Genomic DNA, 15,133 nt, shown 5'->3' on the forward strand with positions numbered 1-15,133 from the left:
CTCCCGGCCGAAACGCGTTAGGCCGGACACTTACACTACCGCCCGCCGAATGTGCTTTTCTCCAGCGGCGAAGTGCCTGACATGGAGTGAAGATGATCAACCCGCCTAAGCGTCAGGACGAATACCCAGACAGATCGATCGATTGCCAGGAGGTCTGCCCTTATCGGGGGTTCCCATCTATGATTGGATAACGGCCGCAATCAGTCAGCCAAGCAACGGTTGGCCAATTAATGAAGAGCGAGATCATGACCGAAGAGGGACAAAAGCCAACTCCTAGCGAAAATGTCGGAAAGAATCAGGGGAATCTGATCGCGTGGGCTGTGGTGTTCTGCCTGGGCTTGATTGTGGCGTGGCAATTGTTCGGATCTGCTGTTTTCTTTCTCTCAGTCATGACCGGCAACTTCGCTCCGTAAACTGTTCTAGATGATCAGTCGCACGGGCCGTAGGTGACGCGCTTCTTGTCCTTTTTGGCTACGGCCAAGCGATCAATTCCTCCAAATCGAACATTGAGCTGTTCGGCCTGTAGCTCTGTCGCGGGTCTTTTTGGAGAACACGCGATGAAGGCCCATTCCACGCGCCGCAACTTCGCTTGATGCTACATAGTCGGGAGCTCCAACATACCATCTCCAGGTAGTGTTCACCGGTGCTCGCCTGCATGTAAATTTCGACAAGTTCACCGGACCGTTGCTGCTATACTGGCAGTCAATGGTTGCCGGCATCATACCTTTCCGCGCCATTTCACTGGTTTGGGCGGTTACAGCACGCTCATTGAGCCAGCCATCGTTTCCGCCTGCTGAAGCTGTTAGGCAACCCGCCAGATACAGGCTCAAAAGCGAGATACCGAATGTCGCCTTCGTTGTGCAAGCCATGTTTTCGCTCCCTACCCTGGAGTGCTCAATGCTATCTGTGAAGTGGATCCGAAACAACGGCGCGCGCCCATACCCAATCATCCTCCCCGGTAATAGAGCAGCTTCGCATGCCGCAGCTTTTCCTCACCGTTGAGGAATTTGACCCGGCCGACAAGACCAGGCTTCAGCCATTCGGGCTTTTCCTTTTCAGGCCCTTCGGCACCGGCCCGCCGACCTTGCCCTGGACGCGATCCCGCAGGCGCTGGCGCTTGTCGGTCTGTACTGGCCCTTGTCGGCCATCAGCACCATAGCCGGCTTGCCGGCTTCACGCGCACGCGGATGATGTCCATCTCCTTTTCGTCGAAGCATTTGATCTTACGACAGTTCATCGTCGGGCCGCTGCGGTAGACGCTGGTCTTGCGCTTCGAGACGACTCCCTCAAGGTTCATCTCGCAGGCAAGGTGGTAAACGGCATCGCCGGCCCCTGGCGGCGCCTCGCTGAACTGGATGCGGCCGCCGGTCGGGATCATCGCATGCAGAATCTCGCGGCGATCCTCCACCGGCATGTCGCGCAGGTCGTGGCCGTCGAGATGGAGCAGATCGAAGGTCACGAGATAGAGGTCGCGTGACGGCGTGCGCTTGCTACGGCCGCTTGCAAGGCATGGAAGTCGGACAGGCCGGCCTCGTTGATGATGATGGTCTCGCCATTGAGGATAAAGGTCTCGGCCTCGATCGCGGCTGCGTCTTCGGCGAGGTAGCAATATCGGGCCGTCCAGTCGTGCCCTCTCTTGGTGAGCAGGCGGATGCCGCCGGCGTCCTTGATCACCTGTGTGCGGTAGCCGTCGAATTTGACCTCGTGCAACCAGCCGTCACCCTCGGGTGGGGTGTCGACAAGCTCCGGCTCATTGGCGGGATGAACTTCAAACGCATGAACTGACTCGCGAAGCCGCGATTCAATTAGTTTAGCTAAAATCGTTCCAAACCTGGAAACCGGCACTGGGGTGCAACAAAGATGCCAGCAGCACGTTGCCCATCGGCAGGAGCCAGGAGGAACCGCAATGGCAGACGATAAAAGCAAACGCGATTTCCGCGATCGAAACCGCGTTTCAGCCGATGAGAACTATGAAGTCCAGTACTTCGCCGAGCAGGCAGGCATCAGCGCCGAACAGGTGCGCGAATTGATCAGGTGTCACGGTAACGAGCGCGCCACGCTGGAAGTCGAAGCGAAAAAGCTACGCGGACAATGAAACTATCCGACCTCGGCCCGCCCAAGCCCGGGCACCTGCACGGTGGCGATCCGGTCCGCGAAAAAGACATCTTCTACACCTGCAAAATCTGCGGCCAGAAGGTCGATATGCGCGACCTGCGCCCAGGTCATGTGGCACGAGCAGCCAGACCACGAGCCGCTAGAGATCGACTAGATCAGGGCCACCATCTCTCGCGCAGATGTTCCGCTATCGCGGAACATCGAAGCTCAATTTCATGATATTCTATTTGTTGGCGGACCCCAACCGCCAGGCCGGCGTCTCACCAAGGCAGGTTACCCCACCCGCCCCCAGAGTAAAGCGCCGGCCACCTTGGCTCAGCACGACCCCAAGTACATCGTTGCACAAGCGGCAGCGCTATATCGAGCCTCTGTACTGGGTAGCCTCAACCCATAGTGCAATCGCGATCGCCGGCGAGCGCCCCTTTACTTCCATATCGCGGCCTCTATGACCGCCAGCCGCGATCCATACCGTCTTTGAACGCTGATAGATTTTAACGCCCCGTGCGCTTGCCCAAGCGCCCAATGCTGCGCCATTTCGACCGAAGAGATGGGTCGATGCTGTTCCTGTGTAAGAACGCTGCATGTCCATAGTCCCCTGCTCATACTGTCCCACGGAATGAATAATCAGGTTACTCCGTTACAGCTATGTGTCGGCGGAAGCGCGGTCAGGTATCTGTCATTAGAAGACCCGCCACTAAGAAGCAGTGACGGGCTTTGGCCGCGAGCGACTGTCGGTAGACGACGACCTGAGGTCGCCGCCATTGTTTGCCCTGCTGGCGAAATCGGTGCACGATGCTTGAATGGACGTCGAAAAGCTCGATCTGTTTCCCGGCGGCGAAGGTGAGTTGACGCTATGGGAACTTGCCGACACCAGACGCATGGCGCAGGCGGCCGTTGAGCTGTATGGGTCGAGCGCGGCGACTGCGGCAGCACACTGTGCGCTACATGCACTTTTTGACGGTCGCGAAAGTGACTACCGCTTCTGGTGCAAAGTATTCCACGGACTAGCAGCGAATGCTTAGGCCGCGACAGGCGCTTCTGGACTCCAAGCCAAAATAGCCGCATCCTCTCATCGGGGAGAGGGGTTTGGACAAATATCGACACGACAATCGGTCTGCGCAATGGCGCAAGGGGACCGGCGTCATGCTGCGGCGTGCGCGCGAATTGGCGGGCATTCCGAAGCGGCTGATCTTCGTGACCGTGGCTGCAACGGCAGGCTTCGTGGCGCAGTTCGTCATTCACCACAGCAACATGCCCGACCAATTTGCCGAACTGGTCGGGCTCGAGTCCGGCGCCGATCGCCGGCGTCGCTTCGGTCATCGATGGCGACACGATAGAGATCCACGGACGGCGCATACGCTTTAGCGGCATTGACGCGCCTGAGTCCGCACAACGATGCGACGATGCCAACGGCTTTCGCTACCAGTGCGGCGCGATCGCCGCGGCAGCACTCGACGGATTCCTGGCCGCATCGAGGCCGGTCACCTGCATTTTCGTGGCGTGGGACCGCTACAACCGCTTTGTAGCCAACTGCCGGCGTGCGGATGGCGCCGACGTCGCCGCATGGTTGGTCGAACAAGGCCAGGCTCTCGACTGGCCAAAATACAGCCATGGCGCGTATGCAGGGCAGCAAACAAAGGCTGAGGCGGCGAAGGTCGGTCTGTGGGCCGGATCGTTTCAGGCGCCATGGGACTGGCGCGCTGGCCATGGAGACAATGTTCGGCGGGCTGTGACCCAACCGCTAGGCATCATTAGTCATCAACAAGTAGCGCAAAGCTATTCCTGTCAGCCGCGGCGGAAATGCTCTCAAATCAGCTCGTGCGACGAGGCTCAATGGTATCTCGGCAATTGTCCGTGGGGCGGCAAGCTGGATCGCGATGGGGATGGCCTGGCGTGTGAGACGCTTTGTTAGTGAATAACAGTCGGCCGCGGAGATCCAGCGGACCGGACTATTTTTGGGTGTGAGGGGCTACTACGATGGGATTGGGTCAACGAGCCGCAGTTTCGGCTGCGGCAGTCTTGGCGCTTGCAAGCGCCTCATGTACGACCTCGCAACAAGCGCTCAGTAAGAATCCGAGTGCTGTCAGCGCTTCAGCTCTTTGCAGGACATTGGCATCAACAAAAGATGCCAGATTTCAGCAGGATCTCTACGCTGAACTGACGCGCCGATCGATGACCGTTAGCCAGTGCGCCGACATGATCAGGAAGCAAAACCAAGCTATAGCTGCGGGTATTGCTATCGTGGCGGTGGGTGCCGCCGTGGCCGTCTGTGCGAACAACGATTGCGGCGAAGGCGGGTACTCTAGGCCAAACTACTACCAGGGCGCGGATTGGGACGAATTCTACAACCCGTACCCCCAACTCGTTTGGGCGTGCCGCAGTATCTCCACTGGCCAGTTTGTCGACTACAGCAACTGCTACGGCAAAGCCCAGACAGATTGGCGTTGGCCTGCAAAATACGCGTACTGAAACGGATCCGCCGTCACGAGCTTGGAGGGAAGGAGGGATGGATTACTACATCTATGAGAATTGGACCCACGATCGAGGGCGCATCCATCGATCCGATTGTGGTTTCTGCAACGAGGGTCATGGCACACAGGCAGGGGCAGGCGATAGAAATGGCCGATGGCACGGACCATTTGACCGAGGCGCAGCATTCGCAAAAGCTACCCAACTCAATCGCGCTGATATGCGCGCATGCTCAATATGTGATCCGTAAGCAGTCGGCGGGCGGAGCCCCGAGCCATCAGTGTGGCGCCCGCCGGTGAGAAAATACTTTCGGCCGCGGGGTCGAGCAGGCGGATGTTCCAAACTGACGAACGGGGTAGTCTTCGACCGCCGGTTGATCTTCCGCACGAGATACTCAAACACGATGTCTGATATCCACATTGCCGAGACGCCAATTAGGAAGGCCGCGGCCAACGCACAGCGGAGGGGCGAAATGCCAGAAAACAACTCGTCTTTAAATAATAGGAAAGTCCCCCCTCTCCCTCGTAATTCAAGCATTTGGCAGTGGCTAGCAAAAAACTGGGAACCCATCACAGCAATCTGCGCGTTGCTTGTTGGTGTCGCTTCGGGCTGGCAGTCGTATCAAGGCATCAAGCTGGCTCGAGAGGGCATCGCAGTAGCCCATCAAGCGCAAATAGACCAAAGCATTTCGTCCAGAATCTCGCGGGCGCCATTCGTTATCTTTAAGTATGATGCAATTGCCGGAGAGCTCTCTATCGCTAACTTGGGTGAAGGAACCGCATATATCTATCAGTTCGACGCCTCGTTTGGCGGGAGAACAGCCACTCTGACAGCAGGACAAAACGCAATGGGAATGTCTAGCGATCTGTTCTCAATATTCACGGCTGCGGCTACCGCTTCCACTTTCAGTTTGACAATGGACTCGTCATCTCTACTCTCAACTCCAATAGGATTACTATCTAGTGGCGAACAGAGAGTAATCTTTAAAGCCAGATTCCACGGATCCCCCACAGGATCAACAAGCGAGTTTCCAAAGTTTGTTGCCAGCATTGATATGCGCATTTGCTCAACCGATTTAATTGGGGAGAAGCGATACAAAAATTTCAATGGGACAACGCCCCTTGCAACGGACTGCGCTCCTGCGCCAAATCTGCTCAACATGTAGGGCACGGGAGTGAGTACCTGGCTTGAGCTAGTGCCGCGAGATTTATCCACCAGCCTGTCACGAAGGCGGCGAATAGCTCTATTGCGAGAAGTCACGATCAATTCTGCACCTAGTGCCATGGCAGCCGAGACGGGAAATAAGGGCACCGGCCATGCCGGACTGGCCTTCTCCCACTGGGCGAAATTGCAGGTTAGAAACATACGCTGATAAGAGCAACGAATGTGGGCATGTAAGAATGACAACTTTCCCTTCCAACTGCCATAATGACCGTAAAGCTGTCACTCGCTGTAGGAGCCGATGTGCCCGATAGGCCGAACAGTTTTTTTTGCGAAGCCGTCTATCCGATGGCCTACGAAACCTTCGCCGACGTCGCTGAGGACCTTTCCCGCTTGTTGATGAGGTTTACAACAGCCGCCGATTGCACTCAGCGCTCGGCTATCTCAGCCCGCAACAGTTGAGGACCAACACGCCCGGCAGATGGTCAAAACTGCGGCTTGATCCTGTCCGGTCCCAAGGGCGCACTCCAGTCCTGGGAAAAGGTTTGATTGCACTACTCTTCAACCTCGGCCCATATGTAGCTATCGCACCCATCGAGCCTCACGACGTCGAAACGAGAGCTGATTAGCGGAAGCACGTTCCGCCGGTTTCGTTGATGTTCACACGCTTTCGACGCGACTAGCCGAACGGCCACCACTCATTAATGAGAGTTGCGCTCATGGGAAAACCTCTCGGCACTGTGCTAGCTTCAGCGATGCTTATCCAACTCTACTATCTGCGATTTATATTTTTCACTGCGAGGATGGGTCAGTACTCGTCGGCGCGCATGATCGTCATCACCCGGGAAGTGACGTTTCGGTCCGACGGGTCGGAGGAATGGTAACGGCGGCTTAGGTCATAGTAGTCGATCTTCCAGATGATCTTGATCTCACTGATTGTCATGACGGCGCAATCGTGCTCGCCATACGGATCGTTCTCTGGTGCGAAACCCTCGAACGCGGTGATGGCCGAAATGATGTTCCTGATCGCAGAGGGACCGAGGGCAGCTATTCCCGCGGTAATGACGATAGTCCCGCCGAGTCGCCGAATCCTAAGGTCGTCATTCAATAACCTGGTCTTGAGTACGCTCTCGTCGAACGCCCCGCGGATGTCGCTGGGTTCCCCGAACGGCATGTCTGGTTTCGGCTTCGTCATGGTCTTTCTCCTTTTGGATGCGAGTGATCCCTTTCTGGCCGGCCCCATTGCCGGTCAGTTCTGAATTCAAGTCATGTTTGGCGTCGGTAGTCGGCTCGGTGCGAGGCCTTCAGCCAGCGGCTCGTGTCGGTCGTGTATGCCCCAATGCGCTTTCACACACCTGGCGTCTGCGGTCCCCTCCGGTCCAGGATACAGGAAAATATTCCTAAATCCCAGCCAGAAATGCACTAAAGGTCGAGGAACCGGCGGTTCCGGAATGTGACGATCCCGCCGTGATGATCCTATTTGTGTTCGAGAGGAGAGCTTCGACCAGATCAACGGTGCACTGTCGATTCGGCTCGTTCAGTCCGGCAAATCGCAGTGTGAGAATCGGGATCTCACCCTAGGTCCCCCGCCCTATCCGCGAGCGATCCGTTACAAGGTCCCGGTCCCCTGGACGGGCTCGCCCAGCAGTTGGCGTTTTATCTTCTCAAACTGCGCGTCGGTTATTGCACCCTTGTCTCGCAGAGCTGCAAGCCGCTCAAGTTTTTCGATCGGTGGTTCGCCACCATTGTAATCGCTAGGCTTCACATCTTTGGCCCGGCGCGGCTTAGCGGTTAAATTTTGGTCCACGTCACTGGAATAGGGGACAGGCTCAGGCCCGAACCTGTTGGGTCCTTTCTGCGAAACAGCCGAGCCATAGAGTATTGCGATTAACGGGACCACGCACGGTATGACCATCCATGAAGCATAGCCGGCGTCATGGAGTCGTCTAACAAGCGCAGAAAAGTAAGGAATGACATGAAGCAGCGCGACCAGATTGACAATCAAGCCACCCGCTTTCAATTTCGAGTCCACAGAAAGAGCTAGGATCAAAATTATATTTACGGCGAGATAGAAAAACCAAAATCCTCGCCTGCTAAGACGTCCCGAGAATGTAAAGTATTTTTGAATCGCGTCTTGATAGAAAAAGACCATCTCTTCCATTGGTATGCCTCTCAAAGACGCCGCTACCGGCATCATCCACACTGTTGCGCTAAACGGGACCGAGTCCATGTTCATCCCGCCAAGATTCTGGACCCCACGATCGCCAGCGGCCTAAGCAATCTGTCAGTGGAATACGAGACTGCCAGTCCGTCGATTGTCAAGCCGTTTGTATTGCCTTCTTGCCACAATGAATGTGCGCAAGATCATTGGTTGGAATCTCCGCAAACTCCGGGCAGAGCAGGGTTTGTCCCAAGAGCGGTTGGCTTTGGCGGCAGAGATCGATCGATCGTATGTAGGCCGCATCGAGCGAGGCTCAGAGAACGTCACCATTGATACATTGGACGCGTTGGCCAGCGTCCTTGGTGTACCTGCTGCGGCTCTTCTGATTGAGCCTACCAAGGGGGCTCGGCAGCCTATGCCTCTCTCGGCGGGTCGAAAGCCGAAGAAGGGTTAGAGAAGCGGCCGGCGTACCTTCCGAGGAGGCTTGCTATCGGAACAACACTCCCCGCCCGCCTATTTCTTTTCCTCGTCCTGAGCGTCCTAATCCTTCTGCCGCCATCCTTGCTGGCACGCTTTCCAGATCACATAGTCGACCGTCGAGACACTGTCTCCAGACTGTTTCGACAACCGTCCGCACAATTCGTGGACCGTCTCGCCCGACTTTGCCGCGACCCGTTCCAACCAGACGTCGGGTTTCGCGACGTCGACACCCAGGTTTTTGGCCAGGTGATATTTCGTAATCCCACCGATATGCGGAAGGGTTTCACAGAATTCGATCACCGCGCCCGGTCCATTTTCCCATGCTGACTGAAACTCCTCGAAAAATTCCGATCGGTTCGACACCACCTGGTTGATGGACTTTTTCTTTCCAGGGTGACCAAACGTGTCCCCAACCTCCCCCGTCTCGATCAGAGCCGGTTTCAATCGTGACCAGATGTCTTGGGCAACCGTCCACCTCATTCCACTGTTGAGGATGACGTATGAGACCCTTAGGACGAAATCGGCAGCGTCGATCGGAGGTGATTTCGTCTCGACCTTTTTCATCGCGTCCGGATCGAGTTCGACCACCCGCTGCCGATAACCGAGATACTCATCAAGGGTCACCTACTGAGTTCCGTTCCCGGTCGGTGCGAACCGATCGTTGGTGATGACCTCTCAGTGTAAAAGTGACATTTCACACCGATGGAATGGCCATAGGATTTCTACTAGATTCTACTATCAACTACCCTCCCCTTTGAACGAGAATGATCTCGTCCGGATCAATCTGGTAAGGAACTCTCGGATCGCGAAGCGAGCACTGCGCTCGATGCAAAACCTTCATCGAGTCCGAGTCGAACAACCGGATCGTTCTCGCGGTCAATCGGTAGGCAACTGTCCAATGATCGTGACGACCAGAGAGACCGATAATGGCGACCTGGTTGCCACGCAAGCCGTTGCGCAATGCGGCCCAAAGATCATCGAACCGTCGGATTTTCGACGTTAGCATGGCCATGCTGATCGGAGCCTCAAGTACCTCTTGAAGGTAGTCGCACGCGGCCTCGACAAGAGCGTAGACCGTGGGAATCTCGATCCCCAACCCAACCGTCTCATGCGCCGTAACTCTATTTGTCGTCAGGTTTTCTGAAAGGACTTGGAAAAGGCCAATCGACTTTTCGCGTCCAAGCTCCGGGAACAGAAATCGGACGGCGTTCATCACGCAGTAGACGCCACACAGGCTATCCAGATCCCCTTGATTGAACGGCGCCAGGATCTTCACGGCGACCGGGATCCTGAAACTCCGCGCGCGCGAAATCGATCCACTAATCACTTCGTTTCGGTCAGACATCGTCGCTATCTCAAATCATGGATACGATGCGGCGTTGCGCATCGGTATCGCCGTCAATGTAGCTTTGGGTCATCGACAGAGATCGGTGGCCAGCGAGGAGCTGAACGTCGCGAAGACAGCCTCCCGCGCGGTGCGCCGATCGTGCCGCCGTCGTGATGAAGGTCCGCCGCCCGGAGTGGGATGAACACCCGTCGAAGTTCAGTTCGCGATAAAGTTCGACAAACCAATTGACGATGCTGTTGGGCTTCATCGCGCCACCGCGGCTTGAACGGATCACCGAGCCGTCGCAACCGCCCTCTTTTCTCAACAGTGTGAGTGCACCCTTCAGACCGGGATGAAGTGGAATTCGGCGTCCGGATTGGCGTTTCGCGATGCGGTCCTCGATCACCACCAGCTTACCGATCTTCCCCTGAGGGTCGAGGAGCATGGACCATTCAAGCCCGGCAATTTCGCAGGCCCTCAACCCGGCCTTACAGGAGAGGAGGATAATCACCCGATCGCGCATCGGGTGTGACGATTTCCGTGAATGCGCAAGCATCTTGCGCAACATTGAATCAGTAACGACCTTGGCTTGATGGCCCGACATTCGGGTTGTACTCCATGGATTAGACAACCCCAGATTATAGGACTTTACTCCTGTCATCAAGCCGAAAGGCGGTCTCGGGAGCCTTGTTTTCGGCCACCTATCTCTGAATTTCTTGAGAAATTGGTTGCCAGGTTTGGCGAATTCGACATGCTCACCCCGACCACCTCGGTTAAATCCAACAGGGCCCCGCCGTCGGAATTCTTTTCGCATTTTCGAGCTCATTGGCGTATTGCAGGCTCAAAATCGCGCGCTCAGTAATGGCCTATGGGGACCCGCAATCAATGGCTTGACCGTTCGCTGGGTTTGCAAGGTGTCGGCATACGCTCTGTCTACCCGGCTTCGTTTTCCTTGATATGTTATCCAATCCAAGGCGCCAAAAGGCGATCGGACTTCAAAAAAAGGACCTGGAAACCGATGCGCTCCGCGCCAATTCGAAGGGGCGCACATCTTAGGATGCGCGACTGTGCACTGTTTCATTCGTGTCCACCGACGGGAACGGCTACCGGCCACTGAATGCCGTTGTGTGCGCTACACTAGCAGTCTAAGATATGACTCTGGGCGTATGTCACAGGAAAGTAACAGAGGTTGCTCCACTTGCGTGGCATGTGGTTATTTGAGAGGCAGTAACGTGATGCCGTTCCTCAGGACCTCTTTTTGCAGGCAGGCTGTTGTAGCAGCTTTGATTAGTTTGCTCCCGACCGCACTTCACGCGCAATTCGATCCTCCACCGAGGCCACCTCCCATCCTTCCTTATCCTCAGCAACAGTATGTTCCTCAACCGTACCCGCAGCCGTACCCGCAGACACAGTACCCTCGACCTTATCCTCAGTCCTCACCGCAGCCGCAGTTCGGCTACAGGTGTATTACAAACTTCCTTTTCTGCGGGATGAGCCAACCGGGTCCTGTAGGCGGGCCCTGTTTTTGCAACACTTACCAAGGGCCAATTTCTGGATGGATTTCTCAATGAGGCTCCTTACGAAGGAGGCTGGTCCGTGAAAAGTAGTCGCGGTGACACACCAAGCACAAGAGATAGGTCTCGCTGCTGTTGATATGAGACCTCCTGTAGATCATCCATCCAGTCTTGAATAACTTTGGGTTCTACGCGCAGCCGCGCGGCGGCCTCATCCACACTCATCCCCTTGCGCACCAGAGCGTCTTTGAGTCCGACCGCCCAACGATCAACTTCGGATGGTTCCGATGCGCCTAATAACGTCGCGCTTGACCGCTCCAATAATGCAACCGCTCGATCCGATAGCAACCCCGCCGTTAGCGAGACGAACACAATTACGAAAGGACTTAAATTTGCCGAACCGGCTTGCTCGGCATGATCAGTAATCGCGATGAAACCAGCACGCAACAATATATATAGCACCAATGCACATATGAGACCAAGAATTGGACGGACAATTAAATCCCTGAAATCCGGATCTCTGCTAGAGATGCTAGTTGAGAATATTATCTTTAAAAATGCACCTAGAACTCCGCCAAAACACACCAGCAAAAGGGCCAAAAATTCTCCAGGACTTATAATTACGCTCTTAACTACACCCGGAGCAATGCTATCATAAAATCTATAGCTGGAAACCAAATCGAATACGCGCTGTCTCTCTGCCAAAATTGTATCATCTTGGGAAACGAAGAGAGGCGCGCCTGAAGGAAGATCTGCGCTGCCATCGGTCGGCCTCCCCGCTAGCGCCGGCGGCGCGGGCACAGTGGATTGTTGACTTTGCAACTCCCCAGGCTTGCTGTCCGCCGCGAACTGCCGCACCGGGGGCGCGGCCACGCTGGCTGGCTGGTCGGAGCTAGCACCTTCTGCTGCCGGTCGCGACATTGGCCGGACGCCAGTCTTTTGCGGGGGCTCGTCAATAGGCTGCCGCGGCGCCGCCTGAGTGTCGCCCGCTGGACGAGCGGCGGCCCCTTGCGGAGGGATGCTGACAGGCGGTTGCGATACTGCACGGTCGCCAGCGTTGCCCGATTGGTTTTGTGCGACTACATCTTCCACCGACGGACCGCCAAGGCAATGCAATTCCTCGACATCCCTATAACTTCTCACTCCATCAACCAAGGTCAGGCTATATCGACAATCCTCAAGATAGTTGCCCTGCGCTATAGCATAGAGGGGCTGGAGTCGAAGTGCCGACACCTGATTCAGGAAAGCGATAGCGGAGATATCCGAGGCGTACAGGTATTCAAACTCCGAGAATTTTTGCCCCCCAATGGTTGGATTATCCATGTAGCGCGCGAATTTATCCTCGATCTTTTTCAGCGAATCTCCGTCCAAACTCATTGCTACCGGGCTATAGCCGACACCTTCAGCCGAATTATCGTCATAGCTCAATTCCTTTTGCATTGCCTCAAATTTTTGTGGTATAAAGTCAAACGGAATTCTAGACAAAAACCATTCGCACCGCGGTACATACTGTCGATCTGGTGGCAACGTGGCAAATGCCGCGCACAATCTATTTATCCTGAAATTCAATTCCGTTTGGCCTTTGGTCAGATTAAGACCGGCCCTTGCGAGTATCTTGCGGTTGCTCGCCATTGAGTTAGTAACATTTTCTAAGCTCTTTTCCAAATTCGCGAGATATACCAATCGACCGGCCGTTATCTTCGGCTGCGCCAATGTCAAACGTCCTTGGAACTGCATCAAAGCAATTAATAATGCAACTACGCAAACTAGAACAAAGCTCATCATGCAGGACAATATCAGGCAAATCGCCGACTCCACTTTCGCATTAGCTTTTATCGGTACAGGGTATTCTTCCGCATGTTCGGCGCCTTCACCAATTGATCTAGCATTGGTGTCTTGCTTATCCGGAGTGCTGACCTTGTTTTTCTTGGCGCCTTCGTCCAACTCGGGCGCATTTCCGGAAGGCGAAGCGGCCGAGCTCACCTGGTTGCCGGAATCTTCTGAAACGAAAGTCGGCATCGTAGTTCCTGACCGAGATTGAGCGAGTCCGAACCAATGGCTTTCTGCAAGTCCTCACTACCGGCGTTTTCCATCACTATAGCATCATTTTCGAAAACCAAGATACTGCTCGTGCGCAGATTCTCTAACTCGATGGCAGAAGCTTCTCCTTCGCGGCAATGTTTCGTCGCGAATTTGGGGCGTCCGGTACCGTGCTCTTCACGCCGCTAATCTGCATGGCTCACCGAGAGCCGATCCAGCTTGGCTCTCTTTGCGAAGTAATTGCCGAACTTCGGCCCCGCCGATACCACAACGAAGAGCCGCGAAGATTTGCAGGTGACTGGGTGGGACTCACTTGAGCTCGCATGAGAAATTGCCGATGTCCCGATGTTCATAGCGGCGGCATGTCAAAGGCTTGCTGACCAAATTGAGGATCATCGCAAAGTACAGCCAGGGCGAACATATCCCTTGCAATTTCTGAAGCGCCGCTGCCGGCTATCAAAATCTTAGACCTGATCGTAGGGCCCACGTTGCAAATCCGATATGACTAACTTCCAATGGCAAGATGTTGCGTCAATCGTTGATCGAACTCCCAACCACTTGTCTGCCCATGAGCCGAGCACATGCTGATTTACGAGGGTCCATGGTCAAGTTCTCCGATATTGAACGAGGACCCCGCCCCTCAGCGCAAGGCCGGCCACTCGGCTGCGGGCTTGACTAGCGGCGGATCCCTGCGGATCGCTCCGAGCCTGTTGCACCAACAATGGGTCAGGCAATAGAAGAGCCTTTCCAGCCCGACTACGACTTATGCCAAACGGTACAAAACAGGCAGTCGCCGGGAGGCGACTTTAGCCAACAGGAACTATACCTTCCGGCGAATTATTAGCTTGGAACATCAGCATTCAAATGTCAGCTGCATAAGCAGCGCTTAAATCATTTTCACACCACACCGGCGATGCCACTTGACAACAGGAGGCTTATTGGTCGAATCATATCGCTGAGGGCCCAAAATGTTGGTGTTTGAGCAGTTATTTTGGTGTTCGTTGCGGCGCGTGTTGTGGCTGACACTTCTTGCCGCGAGCCAAACATCTTGTACACCGTCACTTGATCAAGGCCCTCACCGGCTCTTCACTTCGGCGGAAGAAGATGCCAATCTGCGTTCCCAGCTAGGCTTGCCCAATTTCAACAGATATTCTCGTCTTCTTCCCGGGGAACGAGTTTCATACCGTAACAATTACATTACCGCTCGAAAGTATGCAATCGACATAGCTTACTCCAATTACGAAGCGTCATTGACCAGGGAGCAACAGTCGGTCGGCGTTCTGGCCGCAGATGCCAACATCGTACTGAACTCGGCCGCGTCTTTAGCAGCGCCTGTGGGCACAAAGAATATTCTATCGGCGGCTGCGGCGGGTCTAACCGGTGCCAAGTCCGCCTACAGCGACGAGGTCCTCCAAAGAAGTACCATACAATTGCTGCAGACGCAGATGAGAGCGAACAGAGCCGTCGTTTGGTCTAACATTATCCGACGCCTAGGCGACAGTGACGCCGCATATCCCATGGCGCTGGCGCTTTCGGACCTTGAGGAATACTACCGGGCGGGAACTTTGCCCGGAGCATTGCTCAAGGCTCAAGCGACGATCAGTGCAGCAGAGCAGATCGCTCAAGATGACCAACAAGAGGCAATCGTCTTCAATCTGTCAACATCGACTGCCCAAGTCCTACTGAGAAATGCACTAACCCAAGGGGGAAAATACAATTTCGAGCTCGATCATAAACTGCAATCTGCTCTGAGAGCGTCGCATCCAGAGATTAAGGTGAAATTGGCGGTCATCGTCGGCGACGCTCGTTACAGCGCGCTGGCCGCAGAGTTGGCACGTGATGTTGGATTGATGCCTTAAAGGAATG

The 15,133-nt window shown here is 55.1% G+C and carries 17 protein-coding genes; 8 read left to right on the forward strand and 9 right to left on the reverse strand.

The genetic code is table 11. From position 1 onward, the window contains the following. Window positions 1-230 precede the first annotated feature (230 nt). On the forward strand, window positions 231-413 hold the full coding sequence (locus tag LB547_RS04495; protein WP_181178007.1) for a hypothetical protein: 183 nt from the start codon (window positions 231-233) through the stop codon (window positions 411-413). A 734-nt stretch (window positions 414-1,147) separates the two neighbouring features. Here the strand turns inward: LB547_RS04495 and LB547_RS04500 are convergent. Continuing rightward, complete coding sequence (locus LB547_RS04500; RefSeq protein WP_347439602.1) at window positions 1,148-1,459, reverse strand: hypothetical protein; 312 nt, start codon at window positions 1,457-1,459, stop codon at window positions 1,148-1,150. Continuing rightward, complete coding sequence (locus LB547_RS32615; protein WP_347439603.1) at window positions 1,456-1,710, reverse strand: hypothetical protein; 255 nt, start codon at window positions 1,708-1,710, stop codon at window positions 1,456-1,458. Before LB547_RS32615 ends, LB547_RS04500 begins: the two co-directional genes overlap by 4 nt. 196 nt (window positions 1,711-1,906) lie before the next feature. On the opposite strand from LB547_RS32615, the gene LB547_RS04510 reads away from it, so the two are divergent. Continuing rightward, window positions 1,907-2,095 (forward strand): DUF3606 domain-containing protein, encoded by a 189-nt coding sequence (locus LB547_RS04510; RefSeq protein WP_140762254.1) that lies wholly within the window; start codon window positions 1,907-1,909, stop codon window positions 2,093-2,095. A 2-nt stretch (window positions 2,096-2,097) separates the two neighbouring features. Here the strand turns inward: LB547_RS04510 and LB547_RS32290 are convergent, their stop codons facing one another. Further along, entirely contained in the window at window positions 2,098-2,226 is a 129-nt protein-coding gene (locus LB547_RS32290; RefSeq protein WP_263483009.1) for a hypothetical protein, read from the reverse strand. A gap of 689 nt (window positions 2,227-2,915) precedes the next feature. On the opposite strand from LB547_RS32290, the gene LB547_RS04515 reads away from it, so the two are divergent. The 4 genes from LB547_RS04515 (at window position 2,916) to LB547_RS04530 (ending at window position 5,749) form a co-directional block, all read left to right on the forward strand. Further along, window positions 2,916-3,137, forward strand: coding sequence for a hypothetical protein (locus LB547_RS04515; protein ID WP_140762258.1), 222 nt, complete (start codon window positions 2,916-2,918; stop codon window positions 3,135-3,137). A gap of 242 nt (window positions 3,138-3,379) precedes the next feature. Then, window positions 3,380-4,027, forward strand: a complete 648-nt coding sequence (locus LB547_RS04520; RefSeq protein WP_224655740.1) for a thermonuclease family protein — start codon at window positions 3,380-3,382, stop codon at window positions 4,025-4,027. 107 nt (window positions 4,028-4,134) lie between these two features. Further along, on the forward strand, window positions 4,135-4,584 hold the full coding sequence (locus LB547_RS04525) for a hypothetical protein (RefSeq protein WP_140762262.1): 450 nt from the start codon (window positions 4,135-4,137) through the stop codon (window positions 4,582-4,584). 472 nt (window positions 4,585-5,056) lie between these two features. Beyond that, complete coding sequence (locus LB547_RS04530; RefSeq protein ID WP_181178008.1) at window positions 5,057-5,749, forward strand: hypothetical protein; 693 nt, start codon at window positions 5,057-5,059, stop codon at window positions 5,747-5,749. Window positions 5,750-6,553: 804 nt separating this feature from the next. On the opposite strand, the gene LB547_RS04535 is transcribed toward LB547_RS04530, so the two are convergent. Then, window positions 6,554-6,940: a DUF3768 domain-containing protein gene (locus LB547_RS04535; protein WP_224655741.1), complete on the reverse strand. Its 387-nt coding sequence runs from the start codon at window positions 6,938-6,940 to the stop codon at window positions 6,554-6,556. Between the two features lie 414 nt (window positions 6,941-7,354). Next, entirely contained in the window at window positions 7,355-7,906 is a 552-nt protein-coding gene (locus LB547_RS04540) for a DUF805 domain-containing protein (protein WP_181171723.1), read from the reverse strand. A gap of 187 nt (window positions 7,907-8,093) precedes the next feature. Here LB547_RS04540 and LB547_RS04545 point away from each other — a divergent pair, with 187 nt between their 5' ends. Further along, window positions 8,094-8,360, forward strand: a complete 267-nt coding sequence (locus LB547_RS04545; protein ID WP_140762268.1) for a helix-turn-helix domain-containing protein — start codon at window positions 8,094-8,096, stop codon at window positions 8,358-8,360. An 86-nt stretch (window positions 8,361-8,446) separates the two neighbouring features. Here the strand turns inward: LB547_RS04545 and LB547_RS04550 are convergent, their stop codons facing one another. The 4 genes from LB547_RS04550 to LB547_RS04565 all read right to left on the reverse strand — a co-directional run bounded on the left by LB547_RS04550 (window position 8,447) and on the right by LB547_RS04565 (window position 13,246). Then, the gene (locus LB547_RS04550) at window positions 8,447-9,010 is read right to left on the reverse strand and encodes a hypothetical protein (RefSeq protein ID WP_140762271.1); all 564 of its coding nucleotides are present in this window, start codon (window positions 9,008-9,010) and stop codon (window positions 8,447-8,449) included. Between the two features lie 118 nt (window positions 9,011-9,128). Further along, entirely contained in the window at window positions 9,129-9,731 is a 603-nt protein-coding gene (locus LB547_RS04555) for a hypothetical protein (RefSeq protein WP_224655743.1), read from the reverse strand. A gap of 10 nt (window positions 9,732-9,741) precedes the next feature. After that, complete coding sequence (locus LB547_RS04560; RefSeq protein ID WP_140762276.1) at window positions 9,742-10,317, reverse strand: tyrosine-type recombinase/integrase; 576 nt, start codon at window positions 10,315-10,317, stop codon at window positions 9,742-9,744. A 973-nt stretch (window positions 10,318-11,290) separates the two neighbouring features. Then, the gene (locus LB547_RS04565; protein ID WP_140762283.1) at window positions 11,291-13,246 is read right to left on the reverse strand and encodes a hypothetical protein; all 1,956 of its coding nucleotides are present in this window, start codon (window positions 13,244-13,246) and stop codon (window positions 11,291-11,293) included. Between the two features lie 989 nt (window positions 13,247-14,235). Between LB547_RS04565 and LB547_RS04570 the strand changes: the two genes are divergently transcribed. Further along, window positions 14,236-15,126: a hypothetical protein gene (locus tag LB547_RS04570; RefSeq protein ID WP_140762286.1), complete on the forward strand. Its 891-nt coding sequence runs from the start codon at window positions 14,236-14,238 to the stop codon at window positions 15,124-15,126. Window positions 15,127-15,133: the final 7 nt, after the last annotated feature.

Source organism: Mesorhizobium sp. B264B1B (assembly GCF_020165765.1).
Taxonomy (GTDB): Bacteria; Pseudomonadota; Alphaproteobacteria; order Rhizobiales; family Rhizobiaceae; genus Mesorhizobium.

What these genes read in the sequence shown, in the direction of transcription:
- LB547_RS04495 (WP_181178007.1), top strand. Translation starts at nt 231, where the DNA reads ATGAAGAGCGAGATCATGACCGAAGAGGGACAAAAGCCAACTCCTAGC.
- LB547_RS04510 (WP_140762254.1), top strand. Translation starts at nt 1,907, where the DNA reads ATGGCAGACGATAAAAGCAAACGCGATTTCCGCGATCGAAACCGCGTT.
- LB547_RS32290 (WP_263483009.1), bottom strand. Translation starts at nt 2,226, where the DNA reads ATGACCTGGGCGCAGGTCGCGCATATCGACCTTCTGGCCGCAGATTTT.
- LB547_RS04515 (WP_140762258.1), top strand. Translation starts at nt 2,916, where the DNA reads ATGGACGTCGAAAAGCTCGATCTGTTTCCCGGCGGCGAAGGTGAGTTG.
- LB547_RS04530 (WP_181178008.1), top strand. Translation starts at nt 5,057, where the DNA reads ATGCCAGAAAACAACTCGTCTTTAAATAATAGGAAAGTCCCCCCTCTC.
- LB547_RS04535 (WP_224655741.1), bottom strand. Translation starts at nt 6,940, where the DNA reads ATGACGAAGCCGAAACCAGACATGCCGTTCGGGGAACCCAGCGACATC.
- LB547_RS04540 (WP_181171723.1), bottom strand. Translation starts at nt 7,906, where the DNA reads ATGGAAGAGATGGTCTTTTTCTATCAAGACGCGATTCAAAAATACTTT.
- LB547_RS04545 (WP_140762268.1), top strand. Translation starts at nt 8,094, where the DNA reads ATGAATGTGCGCAAGATCATTGGTTGGAATCTCCGCAAACTCCGGGCA.
- LB547_RS04555 (WP_224655743.1), bottom strand. Translation starts at nt 9,731, where the DNA reads ATGTCTGACCGAAACGAAGTGATTAGTGGATCGATTTCGCGCGCGCGG.
- LB547_RS04560 (WP_140762276.1), bottom strand. Translation starts at nt 10,317, where the DNA reads ATGTCGGGCCATCAAGCCAAGGTCGTTACTGATTCAATGTTGCGCAAG.
- LB547_RS04565 (WP_140762283.1), bottom strand. Translation starts at nt 13,246, where the DNA reads ATGCCGACTTTCGTTTCAGAAGATTCCGGCAACCAGGTGAGCTCGGCC.
- LB547_RS04570 (WP_140762286.1), top strand. Translation starts at nt 14,236, where the DNA reads ATGTTGGTGTTTGAGCAGTTATTTTGGTGTTCGTTGCGGCGCGTGTTG.